We start from the raw sequence: 16129 nt of genomic DNA on the forward strand, positions 1-16129 counted from the left end.
GGCGGGGCCGGTGGTGCGGCGCCGTCCGGGGCAGCGGGCGGGTCGGCGGCCGGATGGCCGAGCGGCAGCGCGAGCGCCGGGGCCGGCGCGGAGGGGCAGGCGAAGGCGCTGGACGGGCTGCTGGCCCGCGGCGAGAACGCGAAGGCCCCGATCGGCAGCGCGGTCGCGAAGGTGACCAGCTGCCCGGACAAGTCGGAGATCGCGAGCGCCGCCCAGGTCTTCGACGACGGCGCCACCCAGCGCGACCAGCTGGTCGCCGACCTCGGCAAGCTGGACCTCGGCGCCCTGCCGGGCGGCGCGGAGGCCGCGCAGACCCTGAAGACCGCCTGGCAGACCTCGGGCGACATCGACCGGGCGTACGCGGCCTGGGCCCGGACGGTGGCGAGCCAGGGCTGCTCGGGCAGCTCCGCCCCGAACACGGCCGACAAGAAGCGCGCCAACGACCTCAATCCGCAGGCCACGCAGTCCAAGAAGGACTTCGTGGCGAAATGGAACGCCATCGCGAAGACCTACGGTCTGACCGAGCGCACCTGGGACAGGATCTGAACCACCCGTGACCGGCACCACCAGCGACCCCAAGTACCCGGAGCGCCCCCGCCGCGCCCGCCGCCTCGGCATCGCCGTGCTCGTCTGCACGGTGCCCGCGCTCTGCGCGGGCGGCTGGTTCGGCTGGCAGGCGCTGGCGGACGGCTCCCGCCCGGCGGCCTCGTCCGCCGCCACCCCGGCCGGTACGGCCGCGGCGCCGGAGCCCTCCTCGCCGGAGCCCGCTCCGGCGTCCTCCGGCCCGGCGGCGGGCGGGCCCGCGCCGAGCGGATCGGCGCCGACCGGTTCGGGGCCGCTGAACGGCCGCACGGTGCTGCTGGACCCGGGGCACAACCCGGGCAACACCAAGCACACCACCGAGATCAACAAGCAGGTGGACATCGGCAACGCCCGCAAGGAGTGCGACACCACCGGCACGGCGACCAACGCGGGCTACAGCGAGGCCTCGTACACGCTGGACGTGGTGCACCGGGCGCGGGAGATCCTGCGGCAGCGCGGCGCGAACGTGGTGCTCACCCAGGACGGCGACCGGCCGTTCGGGCCGTGCATCGACGAGCGGGCCCGGATCGGCAACCAGGCGAAGGCGGACGCGGCGGTGTCCGTGCACGCCGACGGCGCCCCGTCCGGTGCCCACGGCTTCCACGTGATCATGCCGGGGAAGGTCACCGCGGGCGCGGCCGACACCTCGGCGATCGTCGACCCCTCGCACCGGCTGGGCCTGGAGCTGCGGGACGCCTTCAAGCGGGCGACCGGCCAGCCGTACGCCGACTACATCGGCAAGGACGGCCTGGACACCCGCACGGACCTGGGCGGCCTCAACCTGTCGCGGGTGCCCAAGGTGTTCATCGAGTGCGGGAACATGCGCAACGCCGCGGACGCCCAGCACATGACGGACCCGCAGTGGCGGCAGAAGGCCGCCGAGGGGATCGCGGAGGCCGTGACCGCCTTCCTGGCCCAGGGCTCGTGACGGCGCGCACGGCCGGCGGGGCCGCACCGGCCCGTCCGCCGGTCGTGCGCTGACCTGGAGTCACGGCGATTTGGCAACGAAATCGGGGGTTTCCCCGGGGCGCTGTGCACAGCGGACGACCCGGGCCCTAGGCTCTAGCAGTCCGGGGACGTCCCGTACCGGTCAGCCGACCGCCCCGACACGCAGTCCACGACACACCAACGAGGGGAACGTTAGTGAATCTGCGCGCTCTCACGCGGGGAGACGCCGCCGTCGCAGGTGCGGCCGTACTGCTCTTCATCGCGTCCTTCCTGCCCTACCTGACGGTCGAGTTCTGCATCGCCGGCCGGTGCAACTCGGACAGCCAGAACGCGTGGAAGGCCTCGCTCTTCCCGATCCTGCCGTCGGCGTTCCTGCTCGGCATCGTCGCGGCGGCGCTGATCCTGGTGCACCGCCTGCAGGGCGAGGCCTCGGCCACCCGGCAGGTCCTCGGGCTGCGCCTGGACCAGTGGGGCACCGCGCTGTCGGTCGCGACGCTGTGGTCGGCGCTGTGGGCGATCGGTGGCGGCGGTGAGGGCGTGAGCCACGGCTTCGGTGCCTGGCTCGGCCTGCTGGCCGCGCTGGTGCTGGCCGGTGCCGCGGCCGCGGGCCCGCTGGTGCCGGCCCTGCAGGGCCCGCTGCTGTCGGACAAGCCGGCCGCTCCGGCGCCGCAGGCGTACCAGGCCTTCCCGCAGGGCGCGGGCCAGCCCGGCCAGTACGGCTACCCGCAGGCCGGGCAGCCGGGTGCGGTGCCGACCCCGGGCTTCGGCGCGGAGCAGCAGGCCGGCGGCTACGGCTACCCGGGGGCGGCCCAGCCCGCCCCGCAGCCGGCGCACGACGCCGCGCCGTTCCAGCCGTTCTGGTTCGCGGTGCCGGCCGTCCGCCAGCTGGCGAACAAGGACAACCCGGCGGGCCCGCCGGTCGGCGAGCTCGTCCCGGGCACCTGGTACCTGGCGGTCGAGCAGCGCGGCGCGGCGCTGGTGGCGCAGCTGCCGGACGGTTCGCACGGCCTGCTGGCCGACACCTCCGGCATCCAGCGCGGCTGACGGGGCGATTCCACGCCGAAGGGGCGGTACCCGGCCGGGTACCGCCCCTTCGGCGTGTGCGGGGTTTCTCAGCAGCAGTCGTTGACGACCAGTCCGGCGGGCAGGCCGTCACCGCCGAAGACGGCCACTGTGGCGTGGTCGCCGCCGAGGGCGGCGACGGCGAGCAGCAGGGCGCCGGCCGTCCATGTGGTGCGCTCCTCGGGCCAGATCGCGTCGTCCTCGAAGACGTAGCCCGTCCAGTAGGAGCCGTCGGTGTGCCGCAGGTGCTGGATCCAGCGGAGGATCTCGACGGCGCGGTCGGACTGGCCCACCGCCCAGAGGGCGAGGGCGAGTTCGGCGCTCTCGCCGCCGGTGACCCAGGGCCGGTCGCTGACGCAGCGCACGCCGAGGCCGGGGACGACGAAGCGGTCCCAGTCGCGGGCGATCCGCCGCTCGGCCTCGGTGCCGCGCAGGGCGGTGCCGAGCACCGGGTAGTACCAGTCCATCGAGTAGCGGTCCTTGTCGAGGAACCGCTCCGGGTGGTGGGCGATCGCGTGGCGCAGCCGTCCGGCGGCCAACTCCCAGTCGGGCTGGGGCTCTTCGAGGTGGTCGGCGATGGCGAGGCCGCACCGCAGGGCGTGCAGGATCGAGGAGGAGCCGGTGAGCAGCGCCTCGTCGGGGGCGGTGCCGTCCTCGTCCTGGCGCCAGGCGATCGGGCCGCCGGGCAGCCGCAGGCCGACGGTGAAGTCGAGCGCGCGGCGGACGGTGGGCCAGATCCACTCCAGGAAGGCGTCGTCGCCGGTGGCCAGGTGGTGGTGCCAGGCGCCGACGGCGACGTACGCGCAGAAGTTGGTCTCCTTGGCGGCGTTGGTGACCTCGCCGTCGGGGCCGCCGTGGCCGTAGGAGTAGCCGGCGTACCAGGAGCCGTCGGGGTTCTGGTGGTCGACCAGCCAGCGGTAGGCGGCCTCGGCGGCGGCGTGCTCGCCGGCGGTGTCGAGGGCCATCGCGGCCTCGGTGTGGTCCCACGGGTCGAGGTGCCCGCCGTGGAACCACGGGATCGCGCCGTCGGCCTGCTGGTCGGCGAGGATCGACCGGACGGTGGCGGCGGCCTGCTCGGCGTCGAGGACGCCGTCGAGCAGCAGCGCGTCGGGGACGGCCGCGGTCACTTGCCGTCCCGGTGCGGCTTGGAGGCGTACACCACGAAGCTCTTGCCGATCACCGGGTTGAGCGCCTTCTCGGCGGCCTTGGTGAGGGTGCTGATCACCGGGGTGCCGACGATGTCCCAGACCAGCAGCTGGTGGTAGGCGCGGACGGGCAGCGCCTTGTCGTTGTTCACGCCGACGGCGCACTTGATCCACCAGTACGGCGAGTGCAGGGCGTGCGCGTGGTGGGTGCCGTACGGCTCCAGACCGGACTCGCGGACCTTGTCGACGAGTTCGTCGCCGCGGTAGATGCGGATGTGGCCGCCCTCGACCTCGTGGTACTCGTCGGAGAGCGCCCAGCAGATCTTCTCCGGCAGGTAGCGGGGCACGGTGACGGCGAGCAGGCCGCCCGGCTTCAGCACCCGCACCATCTCGGCGAGCACGCCCTTGTCGTCCGGGATGTGCTCCATGACCTCGGAGATGATGATCCGGTCGAAGGTGTCGTCGTCGAAGGGCAGGTTGAGCGCGTCGCCCTCCATGGCGGTGGCGGAGGCGCCCGCCGGGGCCTCGCCGGCCTGCTCCATCGCCGCGAACCACTTGCGGACCTCGGCGATCTCGTCGCCGTTCTGGTCCAGGGCGACGACGTTCGCGCCGCGGCGGTAGGCCTCGAAGGCGTGCCGGCCCCCGCCGCAGCCCAGGTCGAGCACCCGGTCGCCGGGGGCGATCGGGAAGCGGGAGAAATCGACGGTCAGCACTGCGGGGCTCCCATTCGTTGCTGCTGTACTGAAGGAGGTGGGGCGAAGCGTCAGTGGACGTAGCGCCAGCCGCGGCCGGCGCGGGCGCGCTGCCCGGCCCCGGTGGCGACGGCGGCGCGGTAGCGCTCGGCGGTGAGCTCGGCGGCGCGCTGCCAGGTGAAGTTGGCCAGCACCCGCTCGCGGCCGGCGGCGCCGAGGCGTTCTCGCAGCGCGGGGTCGTCGAGCAGCCGCCCGAGGGCGGCGGCGAGGGCGCCGGCGTCGGCGGGCGGCACGGCCAGGCAGGTCTCGCCGTCCTTGCCGGCCACCTCGGGGATGGCTCCGCCGGTGGTGGCGACCAGCGGGGTGGCGGTGGCCATGGCCTCGGCGGCGGGCAGCGAGAAGCCCTCGTACAGCGAGGGGACGCAGGCGACCTCGGCGGAGCGGTACAGGTCGACCAGCTCCTGGTCGGTCAGCCCCGTGCGGAAGTCGATGTGCGCCTCCAGGCCGAACCGGCGGACGGCGTCGGCGACCGGGCCGTCCTCCTTCTGCGGCTTGCCGACGACGACGAGGTGGGCCTCGCGCTCGGTGCGGACCTTGGCGAGCGCCTCCACGAGGTGGACGAGGCCCTTCAGCGGGACGTCGGCGGAGGAGGTGGTGACGATCCGTCCGGGCACGGTGGCCACCGACGGGTCGGGCGACCAGAGCCGGGTGTCGGCGCCGATCGGCACCACCGAGACGGCGCCGGCGGCGACGCCGAGGTGCTCGACGATCTCCGCGGCGGAGCTCGCGGAGACGGTGATGACGTGCTCCAGGCGCGCGGCGACCCGCTTCTGCATCCGGGTGAAGGCGTACCAGCGGCGCAGCGAGAGCCGCTTGACGGCGGTGGTCGCGGCCTCCAGCTCCAGGCGGCGGTCCACGGTGATCGGGTGGTGGACGGTGGTGACCAGCGGGAAGCCGTGCCGCTCCAGGCCGAGCAGTCCGTAGCCGAGGGTCTGGTTGTCGTGGACGACGTCGTAGCGTCCTCTGTGCCGGGCGAGGAACTGCCGGGCGCGCAGCGAGAAGGTCAGCGGCTCGGGGAAGCCGCCGGTGCGCATGGTGAGGAACTCCAGCACGTCGACCGGGCCGCGGTACTCGGCGAGGGCCGGGGTGCGGAAGGGGTCGTCGGCGCGGTACAGGTCGAGGCTGGGCAGCTCGACCAGCCGGACGGAGCCGGGGCCCTCGACCTCGTCGAGGACGGGGAACGGCTGGGCGCCGATCACGTCGACGTGGTGGCCGAGGCGGGCGAGCTCGCGGGACAGGTGCCGGACGTAGACGCCCTGGCCGCCGCAGAACGGGTCGCCGCGGTAGGAGAGGAGGGCGATCCGCAGCGGTCGCGGCGACGCGGTCATGCTGGTCCCCTTGTCCCTACTCGGCCCGGCTCGGCGGCCGCAGCGGCTAAAGTAGATCACGTTTCACGGTGGAGTGTGTCATCGTCGTCGGGCATGTGAACAACGAGAGACCTCGAAGATACCGGCCCGTAGCTTCGCGGTTCGGGCCGGGGATGGTGATTCACGCCACGTGCCCGGTCCCGTCCCGTCGACGCCCTGGGGGCTGTGTTGACCGTGTCCACCACTGCCGGCCGCCGGCTCTCCCCGCGCCAGGCCGAGCGGCGCCGCGGGATCCTGCGCGCCGCCGCCGCGCTGGCCTCCCGGGGCGGCTGGGAGGCCGTCCAGATGCGCGAGGTCGCCGAGGGCGCGGAGGTCGCGCTGGGCACGCTCTACCGCTACTTCCCGTCCAAGGTGCACCTGCTGGTGGCGGTCATGGAGGAGCAGCTGCGGCAGCTGAAGGAGCAGGTGAAGCGGCATCCGCCGACCGCCGCGGACCCGGCCGGGCGGGTCGCCGAGACGCTGACGCTGGCCTTCCACGCGCTGCAGCGCGACCCGCGGCTGGCGGAGGCGATGGTGCGGGCGCTGTCCTTCGCGGACCGCTCCGTCGGGCGGGAGGTGGACGCGGTGGCCGAGCTGACGTCCGAGATCGTGCTCGCCGCGGCCCGGCTGCCGGGCCCGCCGACCGCGGAGCAGCAGGCGGCGCTGCGGGTGGTCGGGCACACCTGGCACGCGACGCTGCTGAGCTGGCTCTCCGGCCGCAGCTCCCTCGCCGAGGTCCGGGCCGATCTGCACACGGCGGCCCGCCTGCTCTCCCCGACGGCCTAGGGGCCGCCCAGGCACCCGGGGGCGCGTGGGGGCACCTGAGGAGCCGCCTCGGGCGGAGGGCCTGGAACTGGAACGCGTTCTACTGCCCGCGCTGCAAGCGGTTCGCGGGTGCCCGTTAGAGTCGGGGCGCACGACAACTCCATCCGCCCCTCCCGGGGGAAGCCGGTGCGAATCCGGCGCTGACCCGCAACCGTGAGCCCGCCCGGCGGGCGAGCCGGACTGCCCGGGGCCGGGGCGAGCGGCCGGCCGGGCGTGGCACGCCCGGTTCCGTCGAGGTCTACGGGCAGCCCTGCCGGGCTGCTGCACCGCTCACCGAAAGGCTCACCCTCACATGCTCACCGCCGCCCGCCTGGGCGCCTCCGCGCTGGCCGGCCTGCTGCTGGCCGCCGGCGCCGCCGCCCCGGCCCTGGCCGACACCCCGGCGCCGTCCCCGGTCACCCCGCCCGCCGCGCTGTACGGCAAGGGCGACCCCAGCTACGACGGCGTGTGGCGCCAGTCCCTCGCGCTGACGGCGCTGGCCTCGGCGAAGGTCGTCCCGGCCGCGTCCACCGTCTCCTGGCTGACCGGCCAGCAGTGCGCGGACGGCGGCTGGCCCTCGTTCCGGGCGGACGCGGCCGCGGCCTGCGACCCGAAGACCGAGGACAGCAACGCGACCGCCGTCGCCGTGCAGGCGCTCACCGCGCTCGGCGGCCACCAGGACGCCGTCGCCAAGGGCGTGGCCTGGCTGAAGGCGAACCAGAACGCGGACGGCACCTGGTCGTACAACCCGGGCGGCCCGGGCGGCGCCGACTCCACCGGCCTCGCGGTCAGCGCGCTGACCGCCGCGCACGCCGACCCGGCGCAGGTCGCCAAGGCCGGCCGCAGCGCCCTGGACGGCCTCGCCGGCTTCCAGCTGGGCTGCGCCGCTCCGGCCGCCGAGCGCGGCGGCTACGTCTACCAGCCGGGTGCCGACGCCAAGGCGAACGGCCTGGCGACCGGGCCGGCCGCGCTCGCCGCCGCCGGCGGGGCGCTGCCGGTGGCCACCACCGACCGGGTGGACGCCGCACCCGCCGCCCTGGCCTGCCCTGCGGGCGGCGCCGCGGCGGGCGTGCCCGCCGCGCAGTCGGCCGAGGCCGCCTCCGCGCACCTGGTCGGTCAGCTGAACGCCAACGGCCAGCACCTGATGCTGACCACTCCCGGTGCCGAGCCCGCGCCGGACCTGAACGCGACCTCCTGGGCGGTGCTGTCGCTGGTGCGCGCGGGCCACCCGCACCAGGCCGCGGGCGCCGCCGACTGGCTGGCCGGCAACGGCTACGCCTGGGCCGCCAAGGGCAAGAACGGCACCGACCCGGCGGCCGCCGCGGCGCTGCTGCTGGTCGCCCAGGCCGCCAAGCTCGACCCGTACAACTTCGGCGGCACCAACCTGGTGCAGCTGCTGGTGGACTCCGGTCCCAAGCCGCTCTCGCTGCCGTCCGCGGCGGCGTCGGCCGCCTCGGCCAACCCGGACGGCACCGCGGCGCCCGGTTCCGGCATCACCGACGGCGAGGACAACGGCGGTTTCTCGCCGATCTGGCTGGTCGGCACCGGCCTGGTGGTCGGCATCGGCGGCGGGCTGATGATCACCCCCACGCTCTGGGGCCGGCTCGCCGCGGCCGCCGCCGGCACCCCGGCGAAGGACGACGGGCAGCAGTGACCGGTGCGCTGCGCCGGACGGCGGCGGCGCTGCTCGCCGCCGCCGTCCCGGCCGTCCTGCTCGTCCTGCTGCCGGTCGGCCCCGCGCAGGCCGCGGACTACCGCTACTGGTCGTTCTGGAAGTCGAGCGGCGGCGCCTGGGCCTACCAGCAGCAGGGCCCGGCGGTGTACGTGCCGGCCGACGGCACGGTCGACGGCTGGCGGTTCGCGCTGAGCCCGGACGGCGGGAAGGAGGCCGCCCGGCCCGGCGCCGTCGGCGACTTCGCCGCGCTGTGCACGGCCACCCCGGCGCAGCAGGGCCGCAAGCGGGTAGGCGTGGTGCTCGACTTCGGCACCCCCGCCGACGCCCCGAAGGGCGCGGGTGCCCCGCCCGCCGCCCGGACGGCCTGCGCCTCGGTACCGGCCGCCGCCACCTCGGCCGAGGTGCTCGCCGCCGTCGCCCCGCCGCTGCGCTACGACAGCGCGGGCATGCTGTGCGCGATCGCCGGCTACCCGCGGGCCGGCTGCGGCGAGGCGGTGGACGCCGGTGCCCCGGCCGCCTCCGGCTCCCCGTCCGGGGGCACCGGCCTCACCGGCCCGGTGCTCGGCGGAGTCCTCGTCCTGCTGCTCGGTGCCGGCGCCTGGTGGCAGCTGCGCCGCCGCCGCTGACGACCCGTCCGGAGACCCGCCGTGCCACGAACCCGCACCGCCGCGCGCCCCGCCGTCGGCCCGCGCCACCTGCACCCCGGTGCCTGGTGGCTGTGGGCGCTCGGCCTGGCGGCCGCCGCCTCCCGCACCACCAACCCGCTGCTGCTCCTGCTGATCGGCGCGGTCGCCGGGTACGTGGTCGCCGCCCGCCGCGGCGACGAGCCGTGGTCCCGGTCGTACGGGGCGTTCCTGCGGCTCGGGCTGCTGGTGCTGGGCATCCGGATGGCGTTCACGGTGCTGCTCGGCTCGCCGGTGCAGGGCACCCACGTGCTGCTGACCCTGCCGCAGCTACCGCTGCCGTCCTGGGCGCAGGGCGTCCGGGTGGGCGGCGCGATCACCCTGGAGGGCCTGCTGTTCGCCCTGTACGAGGGGCTGAAGCTGGCCGTGCTGCTGGTCTGCGTGGGCGCCGCCAACGCGCTCGCCTCGCCGACCCGGCTGCTGCGCGCCCTGCCCGGCGCCCTGTACGAGGCCGGGCTCGCCGCGGTGGTGGCGATGACCTTCGCGCCGAACCTGGTCGCCGACGTGCGGCGGCTGCGGGCCGCCCGCCGGCTGCGCGGCCGCGACGACCGCGGCGTCGCCGCCCTGCTGAGCGTCGGGCTGCCGGTGCTGGAGGGTGCGCTGGAACGCTCGGTCGCGCTCGCCGCGGCGATGGACACCCGCGGCTTCGGCCGCACCGCCGACGTGCCGCGCCGCCTCGCCCACGCCACCGCCGCACTCACCCTGCTCGGCCTGCTCGGCATCTGCGCCGCCCTGTACGGGCTGCTCGGCGCGGCCGGCCGCGGCTGGGCGCTGCCGGTGCTGCTGCTCGGCCTGGCCTCGGCCGGCGCCGGGCTGCTGCTGGGCGGCCGTCGCAGTCTGCGCACCCGCTACCGGCCCGATCCGTGGGCCGTCCGCGAGTGGCTGGTGGCCGGTTCGGGCATCGCCGTCGCCGCGCTGACCGTCTGGTGTTCCGGGCGGTACCCGGCGGCGTTCGCCCCGTCCGTGGTGCCGCCGGAGCTGCCGTCCCTGCCGCTGCCCGCCGTGGCCGCCGTGCTGATCGGCCTGGTGCCGGCCGCGGCCGCCCCCGTCCCGCCCCGGAGGAGCTCGTGATCACCTTCGAGCAGGTGTCGGTCGCCTACGCCGACGCCGCCGAGCCCGCACTGACCGGGGTCGACCTGACCGTGCCGGAGGGCGAGCTCTGCCTGGTCGTCGGCCCGTCCGGCTCCGGCAAGTCGACGCTGCTGGGGACGGTCAGCGGGCTCGTCCCGCACTTCACCGGCGGCACCCTGCACGGCCGGGTCACCGTCGCCGGGCGGGACACCCGCACCCACCGCCCGCGCGACCTCGCCGACGTCGTCGGCACCGTCGGGCAGGATCCGCTCGCGCACTTCGTCACCGACACCGTCGAGGACGAACTCGCCTACGGGATGGAGTCGCTGGGCCTCGCTCCGGACGTGATGCGGCGCCGCGTCGAGGAGACCCTCGACCTGCTCGGCCTCGCCGACCTGCGCGACCGCGCCCTCACCTCGCTCTCCGGCGGCCAGCAGCAGCGGGTCGCGATCGGCTCGGTGCTCACCGTCCACCCCCGGGTGCTGGTGCTGGACGAGCCGACCTCGGCGCTCGACCCGGGCGCCGCCGAGGAGGTGCTGGCGGTGCTGCAGCGGCTCGTCCACGACCTCGGCACCACCGTGCTGATGGCCGAACACCGGCTGGAGCGGGTCGTCCAGTACGCCGACCAGGTGCTGCTGCTGCCCGGCCCCGGGCGGGCCCCGGAGCTCGGCGAGCCGGCCGAGGTCATGGCGCACTCCCCCGTCCACCCGCCGGTGGTCGCGCTCGGCCGGGCGGCCGGTTGGTCGCCGCTGCCGCTGTCCGTCCGCGACGCACGCCGCCGGGCCGCCGGCCTGCGCACCCGGCTCGCGGACCGCACCCCGCCCGCGGCCGCGGCGCCGGGCGGGGAGGTGCTGGCCGCCGTCGACCGGCTGGTGGTCGAGCGCGGGCCCGTCCCGGCGCTGCGCGGCATCGGCCTGGAGCTGCGGGCGGGCGGGACCACCGCGCTGATGGGCCGCAACGGCGCCGGCAAGTCCACCCTGCTCGGCAGCCTGGTCGGCCTGCACGCCCCGTCCGGCGGCAGCGTCCGGGTCGGCGGCCTCGTCCCGCACAGGGCCAGGCCCGCCGAACTCGTCCGGAGGATCGGGCTCGTTCCGCAGGAGCCCCGCGACCTGCTGTGCACCGAGAGCGTCGGCGCCGAGTGCGCCTCCGCCGACAAGGACGCCGGCGCCCCCGCCGGCACCTGCCGGGCCCTGGTCGCCGGACTGCTGCCCGGTCTGGCCGACGACCGACACCCGCGCGACCTCTCCGAGGGCCAGCGGCTCACCCTGGCGCTGGCCGTGGTGCTCACCGCCGCACCCCCGGTGATCCTGCTGGACGAGCCGACCCGCGGCCTCGACTACGCCGCCAAGGCCCGCCTGGTCACGGTGCTGCGCGGCCTCGCCGAGGCCGGGCACGCCGTCCTGCTGGCCACCCACGACGTCGAGCTCGCCGCCGAACTCGCCCACCGCACCGTGGTGCTGGCCGAGGGCGAGGTCGTCGCCGACGGCCCGACCGCCGAAGTCGTCACCGCCGCACCGTCCTTCGCCCCGCAGATCGCCAAGGTCCTCGCGCCGCAGCCGTGGCTGACGCTCCGCCAGATCACTTCGGAGCTCGGGGAGGAGCTGTGAGCGCGCCGGCCGGCCCGGCCCCGCTCGGGCGGCGCTCCGGCCCGGCGCTCGCCCTGCTCTCGGCGATCGGCGTCACCGCCTTCGGCTGGCCGCTGCTCGCCTCCCCCGGCTCCGACCTGGTCGGCCACTCCGCCGACGCGCCCTGGCTGTTCGCCCTGATGCTGCCGCTGCTGCTGGCCGTGGTGGTCGCCCAGATCTCCGAGGGCCGCTCGGCCGGCGGCGGCGCCCCCGGCCTGGACGCCAAGGCCGTCGCCCTGCTCGGGGTGCTGGCCGCGGCCGGGGCGGCGCTGCGGCCGCTCGGCGCGGGCACCGCCGGCCTGGAGCCGATGTTCTTCCTGATGGTGCTGGCCGGCCGGGTGCTCGGGCCCGGCTTCGGCTTCGTGCTCGGCGCGGTGTCGATGTTCGCCTCGGCGCTGCTCACCGGCGGGGTCGGCCCCTGGCTGCCGTTCCAGATGCTCGCCATGGGCTGGGTCTGCCTCGGCGCCGGGCTGCTGCCGGGCTCGGACGGGCTCCGCGGCCGAGGCGAGCACCTGCTGCTCGCCGGGTACGGGGCACTGGCCGCGGTCGCCTACGGCACGGTGATGAACCTGCAGGGCTGGCCGTACATCGCCGGGCAGGCGAGCTCGATCGCCTTCGTCCCCGGCGACCCGCTCTCGGCGAACCTGCCGCGCTTCGCCCTCTACTGCCTGACCACCTCGCTCGGCTGGGACCTGCCCCGGGCCGCGCTCACCGCGGTGCTCTGCCTGACGGTGGGCGGCCCGGTGCTGCGGGCACTGCGGCGCACCACCCGCCGGGCCGCGTTCGGCGCGCCGGTGGCCTTCGCACCGCCGGCCGGGGCGCCCGCGGCAGCGGACGCCGACGAGCCCGCCGAGCAGCACTGAGGGGGTACGGCCGGCGGCCGTACCCCCTCACCGTTCGGATCCCGTCAGGCCTTCGGCCCGGCGGACTGCACCACCTCGAAGGACCACAGCACCGAGTCGCTGGCGGCGGGCCGCTTCGGCGCCTCGCCACCCTCGGCCGGCGGCCCCTGGCGGTGCGCGGCCTGCATCGGCCCCTCCATCCAGGCCTTGAACGCCTCCTCGCTGGCCCACCGGGTGTACACCAGGTACTGGTCGGTGCCCTCGACCGGGCGCAGCAGCTCGAACCACTCGAAGCCGTCGGAGTTCTCCACGGCCCCGGCGCGGGCGGCGAACCGCTTCTCCAGGGTCTCCCGCATCTCGGCCGGCACGGTCAGCACGTTGATCTTCACTACGGACATGCCTCCCATCCTGCACCACCTCACACCCGGACGGCGGTCAGGCCCCGGCGCGTCCGGAGAGGACGAGCGCCCAGCCGAGGCAGCCGAACGCCGCGGTGTTCAGCACCGCCCGGACGGTGTTCCAGCGCACCCAGGTCTGCTCGAACGCCGCCCGGACGGCGGCCGGGTCGGTGAGCGAGCCGGGTTCACCGGCCGCGGCGAGCCGGTCGTTGAGCGGCACGTTGACCGCCATGGTGACCACCAGCACCACCAGGTAGAGCAGCGCGGCCGCGGCGATCCAGGGCAGCGCCGGCCGTCCGCCGCCGCCGAGGTGGAGGGCGCCGGCCGCGACGGTGAGCAGCAGGGCGCCGACGAACGCGGCGGCGAACCAGCCGTTGAGGATGGCGGTGTTGATCCGCTGCATCGCCTCGACGAAGGTGCTGTCGCCGCTGCGCCCGAGGCCCGGCATCACCGAGCAGGCGAACGCGTAGAAGAGGCCCGCCATCAGTCCCGTCGCGACGGTGGCCGCGAGCAGCAGTGCCGTTGCCATGGGTCGCACCTCCGATTCCCCCCGGATCCGTGTCATGCCGTCAAGTCAACCGGCGCCCCGCCCCCCTGCCCATGGCCGAGCCGCTCACCCGCATACGCACGCGTCCAAGCGAACCCCGGGGGCAGGGCAGTTCCTCAGGGGCAAGCCACCAGGGTCGGCCCTGATCGCCGGTACGACCACCCCCGAACTTCGCAGTTCCCCGCGCCCCCGGTGCTGCCGCTCCTAGGCTGGCCGCATGGACGCAGTCGACGGACTCGCCGGGCTGCTCGCCGCGCCACGGGCGCAGGGGGCGTTCCTGCTGCGCTCGGTGCTGGCGCCGCCGTTCGCGGTGGCGGTGCGCGACGAGGCTCCGCTGACGGTGGTCAGCCTGGTGTGCGGCACGGCCTGGATCGTCCCCGCGGCCGGCGGTCCGGTCGCGCTGGCGCCGGGCGACCTGGCGATCGTCCGCGGCCCGGAGCCGTACACGGTGGCGGACCGGCCGGACACGCCGGTGCGGGTGGTGATCCACCCGGGGCAGGTGTCCACCGATCCGCAGGGCGCCCCGCTGTGCGAGGAGATGGACCTCGGCGGGCGGTCCTGGGGCGAGCGCACGGACGGTGCGACGGTGCTGCTGACCGGCACGTACCAGCTGCGCGGGGAGGTGAACGGGCGGCTGCTGCGGGCGCTGCCGCCGGTCGCGGTGGTGCCCGCGGACGCCTGGTCCTCGCCGTTGCCGGCGCTTCTCGGCGAGGAGATGGACCGGGACGCGCCGGGCCAGGAGGTGGTCCTCGACCGGCTGCTGGACCTGCTGCTGATCACGGCGCTGCGCGAGTGGTTCGCCCGCCCGGAGGCGGCCCCGCCGCGCTGGTACCGGGCGTACGCGGACCCGGTGGTGGGGCGGGCGCTGCGGCTGGTGCACCGGCGGCCGGCCGAGCCGTGGACGGTGGCCTCGCTGGCGGCGGAGGCGGGGGTGTCCCGGGCGGCGCTGGCGCGGCGCTTCACCGAGCTGGTCGGCGAGCCGCCGATGGCGTACCTGACGGGGTGGCGGCTGGACCTGGCGGCGGACCTGCTGCGCGAGCCGGACGCGACGCTCGCCGCGGTGGCCCGCCGGGTCGGCTACGGCAGTCCGTTCGCGCTGAGCAGCGCCTTCAAGCGGGTGCGCGGGGTGAGTCCGCGGGAGCACCGCGCGGGCTGATCCGGCCGCCGCGGCCGGGGGAAAACCGTTCGCAGCCGGGCCGCCGCGCGGCCTACCGTGCCCGGATGACCCTGGAGATCGCACCCGGCGCCGACCGGGACACCTGGCTGCCCGCCCATCTGCAGCGCCTCGCCGCCCGCTACCGCGCGGCGGGGCTGTCCGCCGCGGCCGCCGAGGAGCTGGCCGAGCAGCAGCGCGCACTGGCCGGGACGTGGACGGTCGCGGACGTCCGGACGGACGGCCGGACGGTCGGCTGCGTCGCGGTGGGGGTGGCCGACCGGGACGGCGCCCCGGTGGGGCGGATCGGCGAGGTGTGGACGGAACCGGGGCACGGGCGGCTGCGCCCGGCGGCCCTGGAGTGGGCCGAGCGGTGGTGCGCCGAGCGCGGCGCGGCGCGGGTGGAGGCGCGGGTGACGGGCTCGGACCCGCTCTTCGACGGGTACGCCGTACGCGGCCAGAACCGGATGAAGGAGCTGACCGCGGCGTCGGTGGAGCAGGGCGCCGTGACGGCCCGTCCGATGACGGCCGAGGAGTACCCGGCCTGGCGGGCGCAGCAGGAGGACGCGTACGTGTTCGACATGCTCCGCGCCGGTTCGCACACGGAGCAGGAGGCCCGGGCCAAGTCGGCGGCGGACTTCGCGCGGATGCTGCCCGAGGACATGGCCACGCCCGGCCAGGCCCTGCTGGTGCTGGAGGCCGAGGGGCGGACGGTCGGCACCGGCTGGCTGCACCACGGGTTCCTGCCGGGCGTCACCTTCGGCTGTTCGCTGGACGTGCTCCCCGAGGAACGCGGGCGGGGCTTCGGCCGGGCCGCGATGGCGGCCGGCGAGCGGGCGGTCCTGGCGGCCGGCGACGGCGCGCTGATGCTCAACGTGTTCGGCGGCAACACCGTGGCGATGAACCTGTACACCACCGCGGGGTACCGGGTGCTGGAGGAGAGCCGCTCGCGGGACGTCAGCGGCGGCGGGGCGTAGCGGTGGCGCACCGCGGGGACGGCGGGACGTCACCGACCGTTCATCCCGGCCGTTTCACCATCAAATAGGACAAGGCCGCCGTCCGTCACAGGACCTCCCTGTCCTACCCGTGCAACCTCCTGCATAATCGGGCGCGTTCGTCACACCGACCGAGGAGGACCGGCCGATGCCGGGAGAGCTCTGCCCGCTGTGCGGCACGGTCCGGACGGCCGTCGGCTGCGCGTGCGCCTCCTCGTCCCCGGATGTCACCGAGACGGCCGTGCTGCCGCATCTGGAGGGTCCGCCGCTGGTCAGACCCTACGTCGCGGCGGGCGGCGGCCACGGCCGGCCGTACGCCGGGCCCGGCCCGGACCCGTTCGCGACGACCCTGCCGCCGACCACCCCGCCCGCCGCGCACACCGCCCCCCCCCCGCCGCCGGCCGCACCGCCGGGCGCGCCCCCGCAGCGCCCGGACTCCGCGGCCCGGCCGGTGGCGCCCCCCCGCGCCACCTGCCTGGACCCCCCCGCCCTGACCCTCCC

The 16129-nt window shown here is 76.2% G+C and carries 15 protein-coding genes and 2 pseudogenes; 12 read left to right on the top strand and 5 right to left on the bottom strand.

Translation table 11 applies throughout. The features are described from left to right. From ABD353_RS36355 to ABD353_RS36365, 3 genes and pseudogenes are all read left to right on the top strand, one after another. A pseudogene (locus tag ABD353_RS36355) lies at window positions 1-546 on the top strand (hypothetical protein); the annotation flags it as partial. A 7-nt stretch (window positions 547-553) separates the two neighbouring features. Continuing rightward, window positions 554-1510, top strand: coding sequence for an N-acetylmuramoyl-L-alanine amidase (locus ABD353_RS36360; protein ID WP_344627995.1), 957 nt, complete (start codon window positions 554-556; stop codon window positions 1508-1510). 215 nt (window positions 1511-1725) lie between these two features. After that, window positions 1726-2574 carry a hypothetical protein gene (locus tag ABD353_RS36365; protein WP_344627996.1) on the top strand — a complete coding sequence of 283 codons (849 nt, stop codon included), beginning with the start codon at window positions 1726-1728 and terminating at the stop codon, window positions 2572-2574. 68 nt (window positions 2575-2642) lie between these two features. Here the strand turns inward: ABD353_RS36365 and ABD353_RS36370 are convergent, their stop codons facing one another. The 3 genes from ABD353_RS36370 to ABD353_RS36380 are packed head-to-tail and all read right to left on the bottom strand — an operon-like array spanning window position 2643 to window position 5817. After that, on the bottom strand, window positions 2643-3719 hold the full coding sequence (locus tag ABD353_RS36370) for a prenyltransferase/squalene oxidase repeat-containing protein (RefSeq protein ID WP_344627997.1): 1077 nt from the start codon (window positions 3717-3719) through the stop codon (window positions 2643-2645). Beyond that, window positions 3716-4450 (bottom strand): class I SAM-dependent methyltransferase, encoded by a 735-nt coding sequence (locus ABD353_RS36375; RefSeq protein ID WP_344627998.1) that lies wholly within the window; start codon window positions 4448-4450, stop codon window positions 3716-3718. The genes ABD353_RS36370 and ABD353_RS36375 overlap by 4 nt, the downstream gene beginning before the upstream one ends. A 50-nt stretch (window positions 4451-4500) precedes the next feature. Further along, window positions 4501-5817: a glycosyltransferase family 4 protein gene (locus tag ABD353_RS36380; RefSeq protein ID WP_344627999.1), complete on the bottom strand. Its 1317-nt coding sequence runs from the start codon at window positions 5815-5817 to the stop codon at window positions 4501-4503. A gap of 204 nt (window positions 5818-6021) precedes the next feature. Here ABD353_RS36380 and ABD353_RS36385 point away from each other — a divergent pair, with 204 nt between their 5' ends. The 6 genes from ABD353_RS36385 to ABD353_RS36410 all read left to right on the top strand — a co-directional run bounded on the left by ABD353_RS36385 (window position 6022) and on the right by ABD353_RS36410 (window position 12556). Next, window positions 6022-6621 (top strand): TetR family transcriptional regulator, encoded by a 600-nt coding sequence (locus tag ABD353_RS36385; protein ID WP_425555326.1) that lies wholly within the window; start codon window positions 6022-6024, stop codon window positions 6619-6621. Window positions 6622-6952: 331 nt separating this feature from the next. Continuing rightward, a complete protein-coding gene (locus ABD353_RS36390; RefSeq protein ID WP_344628001.1) occupies window positions 6953-8293 on the top strand; it encodes an SCO2321 family membrane protein in 1341 nt (446 codons plus the stop codon). Beyond that, complete coding sequence (locus ABD353_RS36395; RefSeq protein ID WP_344628002.1) at window positions 8290-8940, top strand: SCO2322 family protein; 651 nt, start codon at window positions 8290-8292, stop codon at window positions 8938-8940. Before ABD353_RS36390 ends, ABD353_RS36395 begins: the two co-directional genes overlap by 4 nt. A gap of 21 nt (window positions 8941-8961) precedes the next feature. Then, window positions 8962-10068, top strand: coding sequence for an energy-coupling factor transporter transmembrane protein EcfT (locus tag ABD353_RS36400; RefSeq protein WP_344628003.1), 1107 nt, complete (start codon window positions 8962-8964; stop codon window positions 10066-10068). Then, complete coding sequence (locus ABD353_RS36405) at window positions 10065-11675, top strand: ABC transporter ATP-binding protein (protein ID WP_344628004.1); 1611 nt, start codon at window positions 10065-10067, stop codon at window positions 11673-11675. The genes ABD353_RS36400 and ABD353_RS36405 overlap by 4 nt, the downstream gene beginning before the upstream one ends. Further along, on the top strand, window positions 11672-12556 hold the full coding sequence (locus ABD353_RS36410; RefSeq protein ID WP_344628005.1) for an ECF transporter S component: 885 nt from the start codon (window positions 11672-11674) through the stop codon (window positions 12554-12556). The genes ABD353_RS36405 and ABD353_RS36410 overlap by 4 nt, the downstream gene beginning before the upstream one ends. A 44-nt stretch (window positions 12557-12600) precedes the next feature. Here the strand turns inward: ABD353_RS36410 and ABD353_RS36415 are convergent, their stop codons facing one another. Both ABD353_RS36415 and ABD353_RS36420 read right to left on the bottom strand, forming a co-directional pair. Continuing rightward, window positions 12601-12933, bottom strand: a complete 333-nt coding sequence (locus tag ABD353_RS36415; RefSeq protein ID WP_344628006.1) for an antibiotic biosynthesis monooxygenase family protein — start codon at window positions 12931-12933, stop codon at window positions 12601-12603. Window positions 12934-12970: 37 nt separating this feature from the next. Further along, complete coding sequence (locus tag ABD353_RS36420) at window positions 12971-13462, bottom strand: anthrone oxygenase family protein (protein WP_344628007.1); 492 nt, start codon at window positions 13460-13462, stop codon at window positions 12971-12973. Between the two features lie 235 nt (window positions 13463-13697). Between ABD353_RS36420 and ABD353_RS36425 the strand changes: the two genes are divergently transcribed. The 3 genes and pseudogenes from ABD353_RS36425 to ABD353_RS36435 form a co-directional block, all read left to right on the top strand. Then, on the top strand, window positions 13698-14636 hold the full coding sequence (locus ABD353_RS36425; RefSeq protein WP_344628008.1) for an AraC family transcriptional regulator: 939 nt from the start codon (window positions 13698-13700) through the stop codon (window positions 14634-14636). Between the two features lie 65 nt (window positions 14637-14701). After that, a complete protein-coding gene (locus ABD353_RS36430; protein WP_344628009.1) occupies window positions 14702-15610 on the top strand; it encodes a GNAT family N-acetyltransferase in 909 nt (302 codons plus the stop codon). Window positions 15611-15776: 166 nt separating this feature from the next. Beyond that, a pseudogene (locus ABD353_RS36435) lies at window positions 15777-16129 on the top strand (hypothetical protein); the annotation flags it as partial.

The sequence above is a fragment of the Kitasatospora arboriphila genome (genome assembly GCF_039528095.1).
GTDB lineage: Bacteria > Actinomycetota > Actinomycetes > Streptomycetales > Streptomycetaceae > Kitasatospora > Kitasatospora arboriphila.

What these genes read in the sequence shown, in the direction of transcription:
- ABD353_RS36380 (WP_344627999.1), bottom strand. Translation starts at nt 5,817, where the DNA reads ATGACCGCGTCGCCGCGACCGCTGCGGATCGCCCTCCTCTCCTACCGC.
- ABD353_RS36390 (WP_344628001.1), top strand. Translation starts at nt 6,953, where the DNA reads ATGCTCACCGCCGCCCGCCTGGGCGCCTCCGCGCTGGCCGGCCTGCTG.
- ABD353_RS36415 (WP_344628006.1), bottom strand. Translation starts at nt 12,933, where the DNA reads ATGTCCGTAGTGAAGATCAACGTGCTGACCGTGCCGGCCGAGATGCGG.
- ABD353_RS36420 (WP_344628007.1), bottom strand. Translation starts at nt 13,462, where the DNA reads ATGGCAACGGCACTGCTGCTCGCGGCCACCGTCGCGACGGGACTGATG.
- ABD353_RS36425 (WP_344628008.1), top strand. Translation starts at nt 13,698, where the DNA reads ATGGACGCAGTCGACGGACTCGCCGGGCTGCTCGCCGCGCCACGGGCG.
- ABD353_RS36430 (WP_344628009.1), top strand. Translation starts at nt 14,702, where the DNA reads ATGACCCTGGAGATCGCACCCGGCGCCGACCGGGACACCTGGCTGCCC.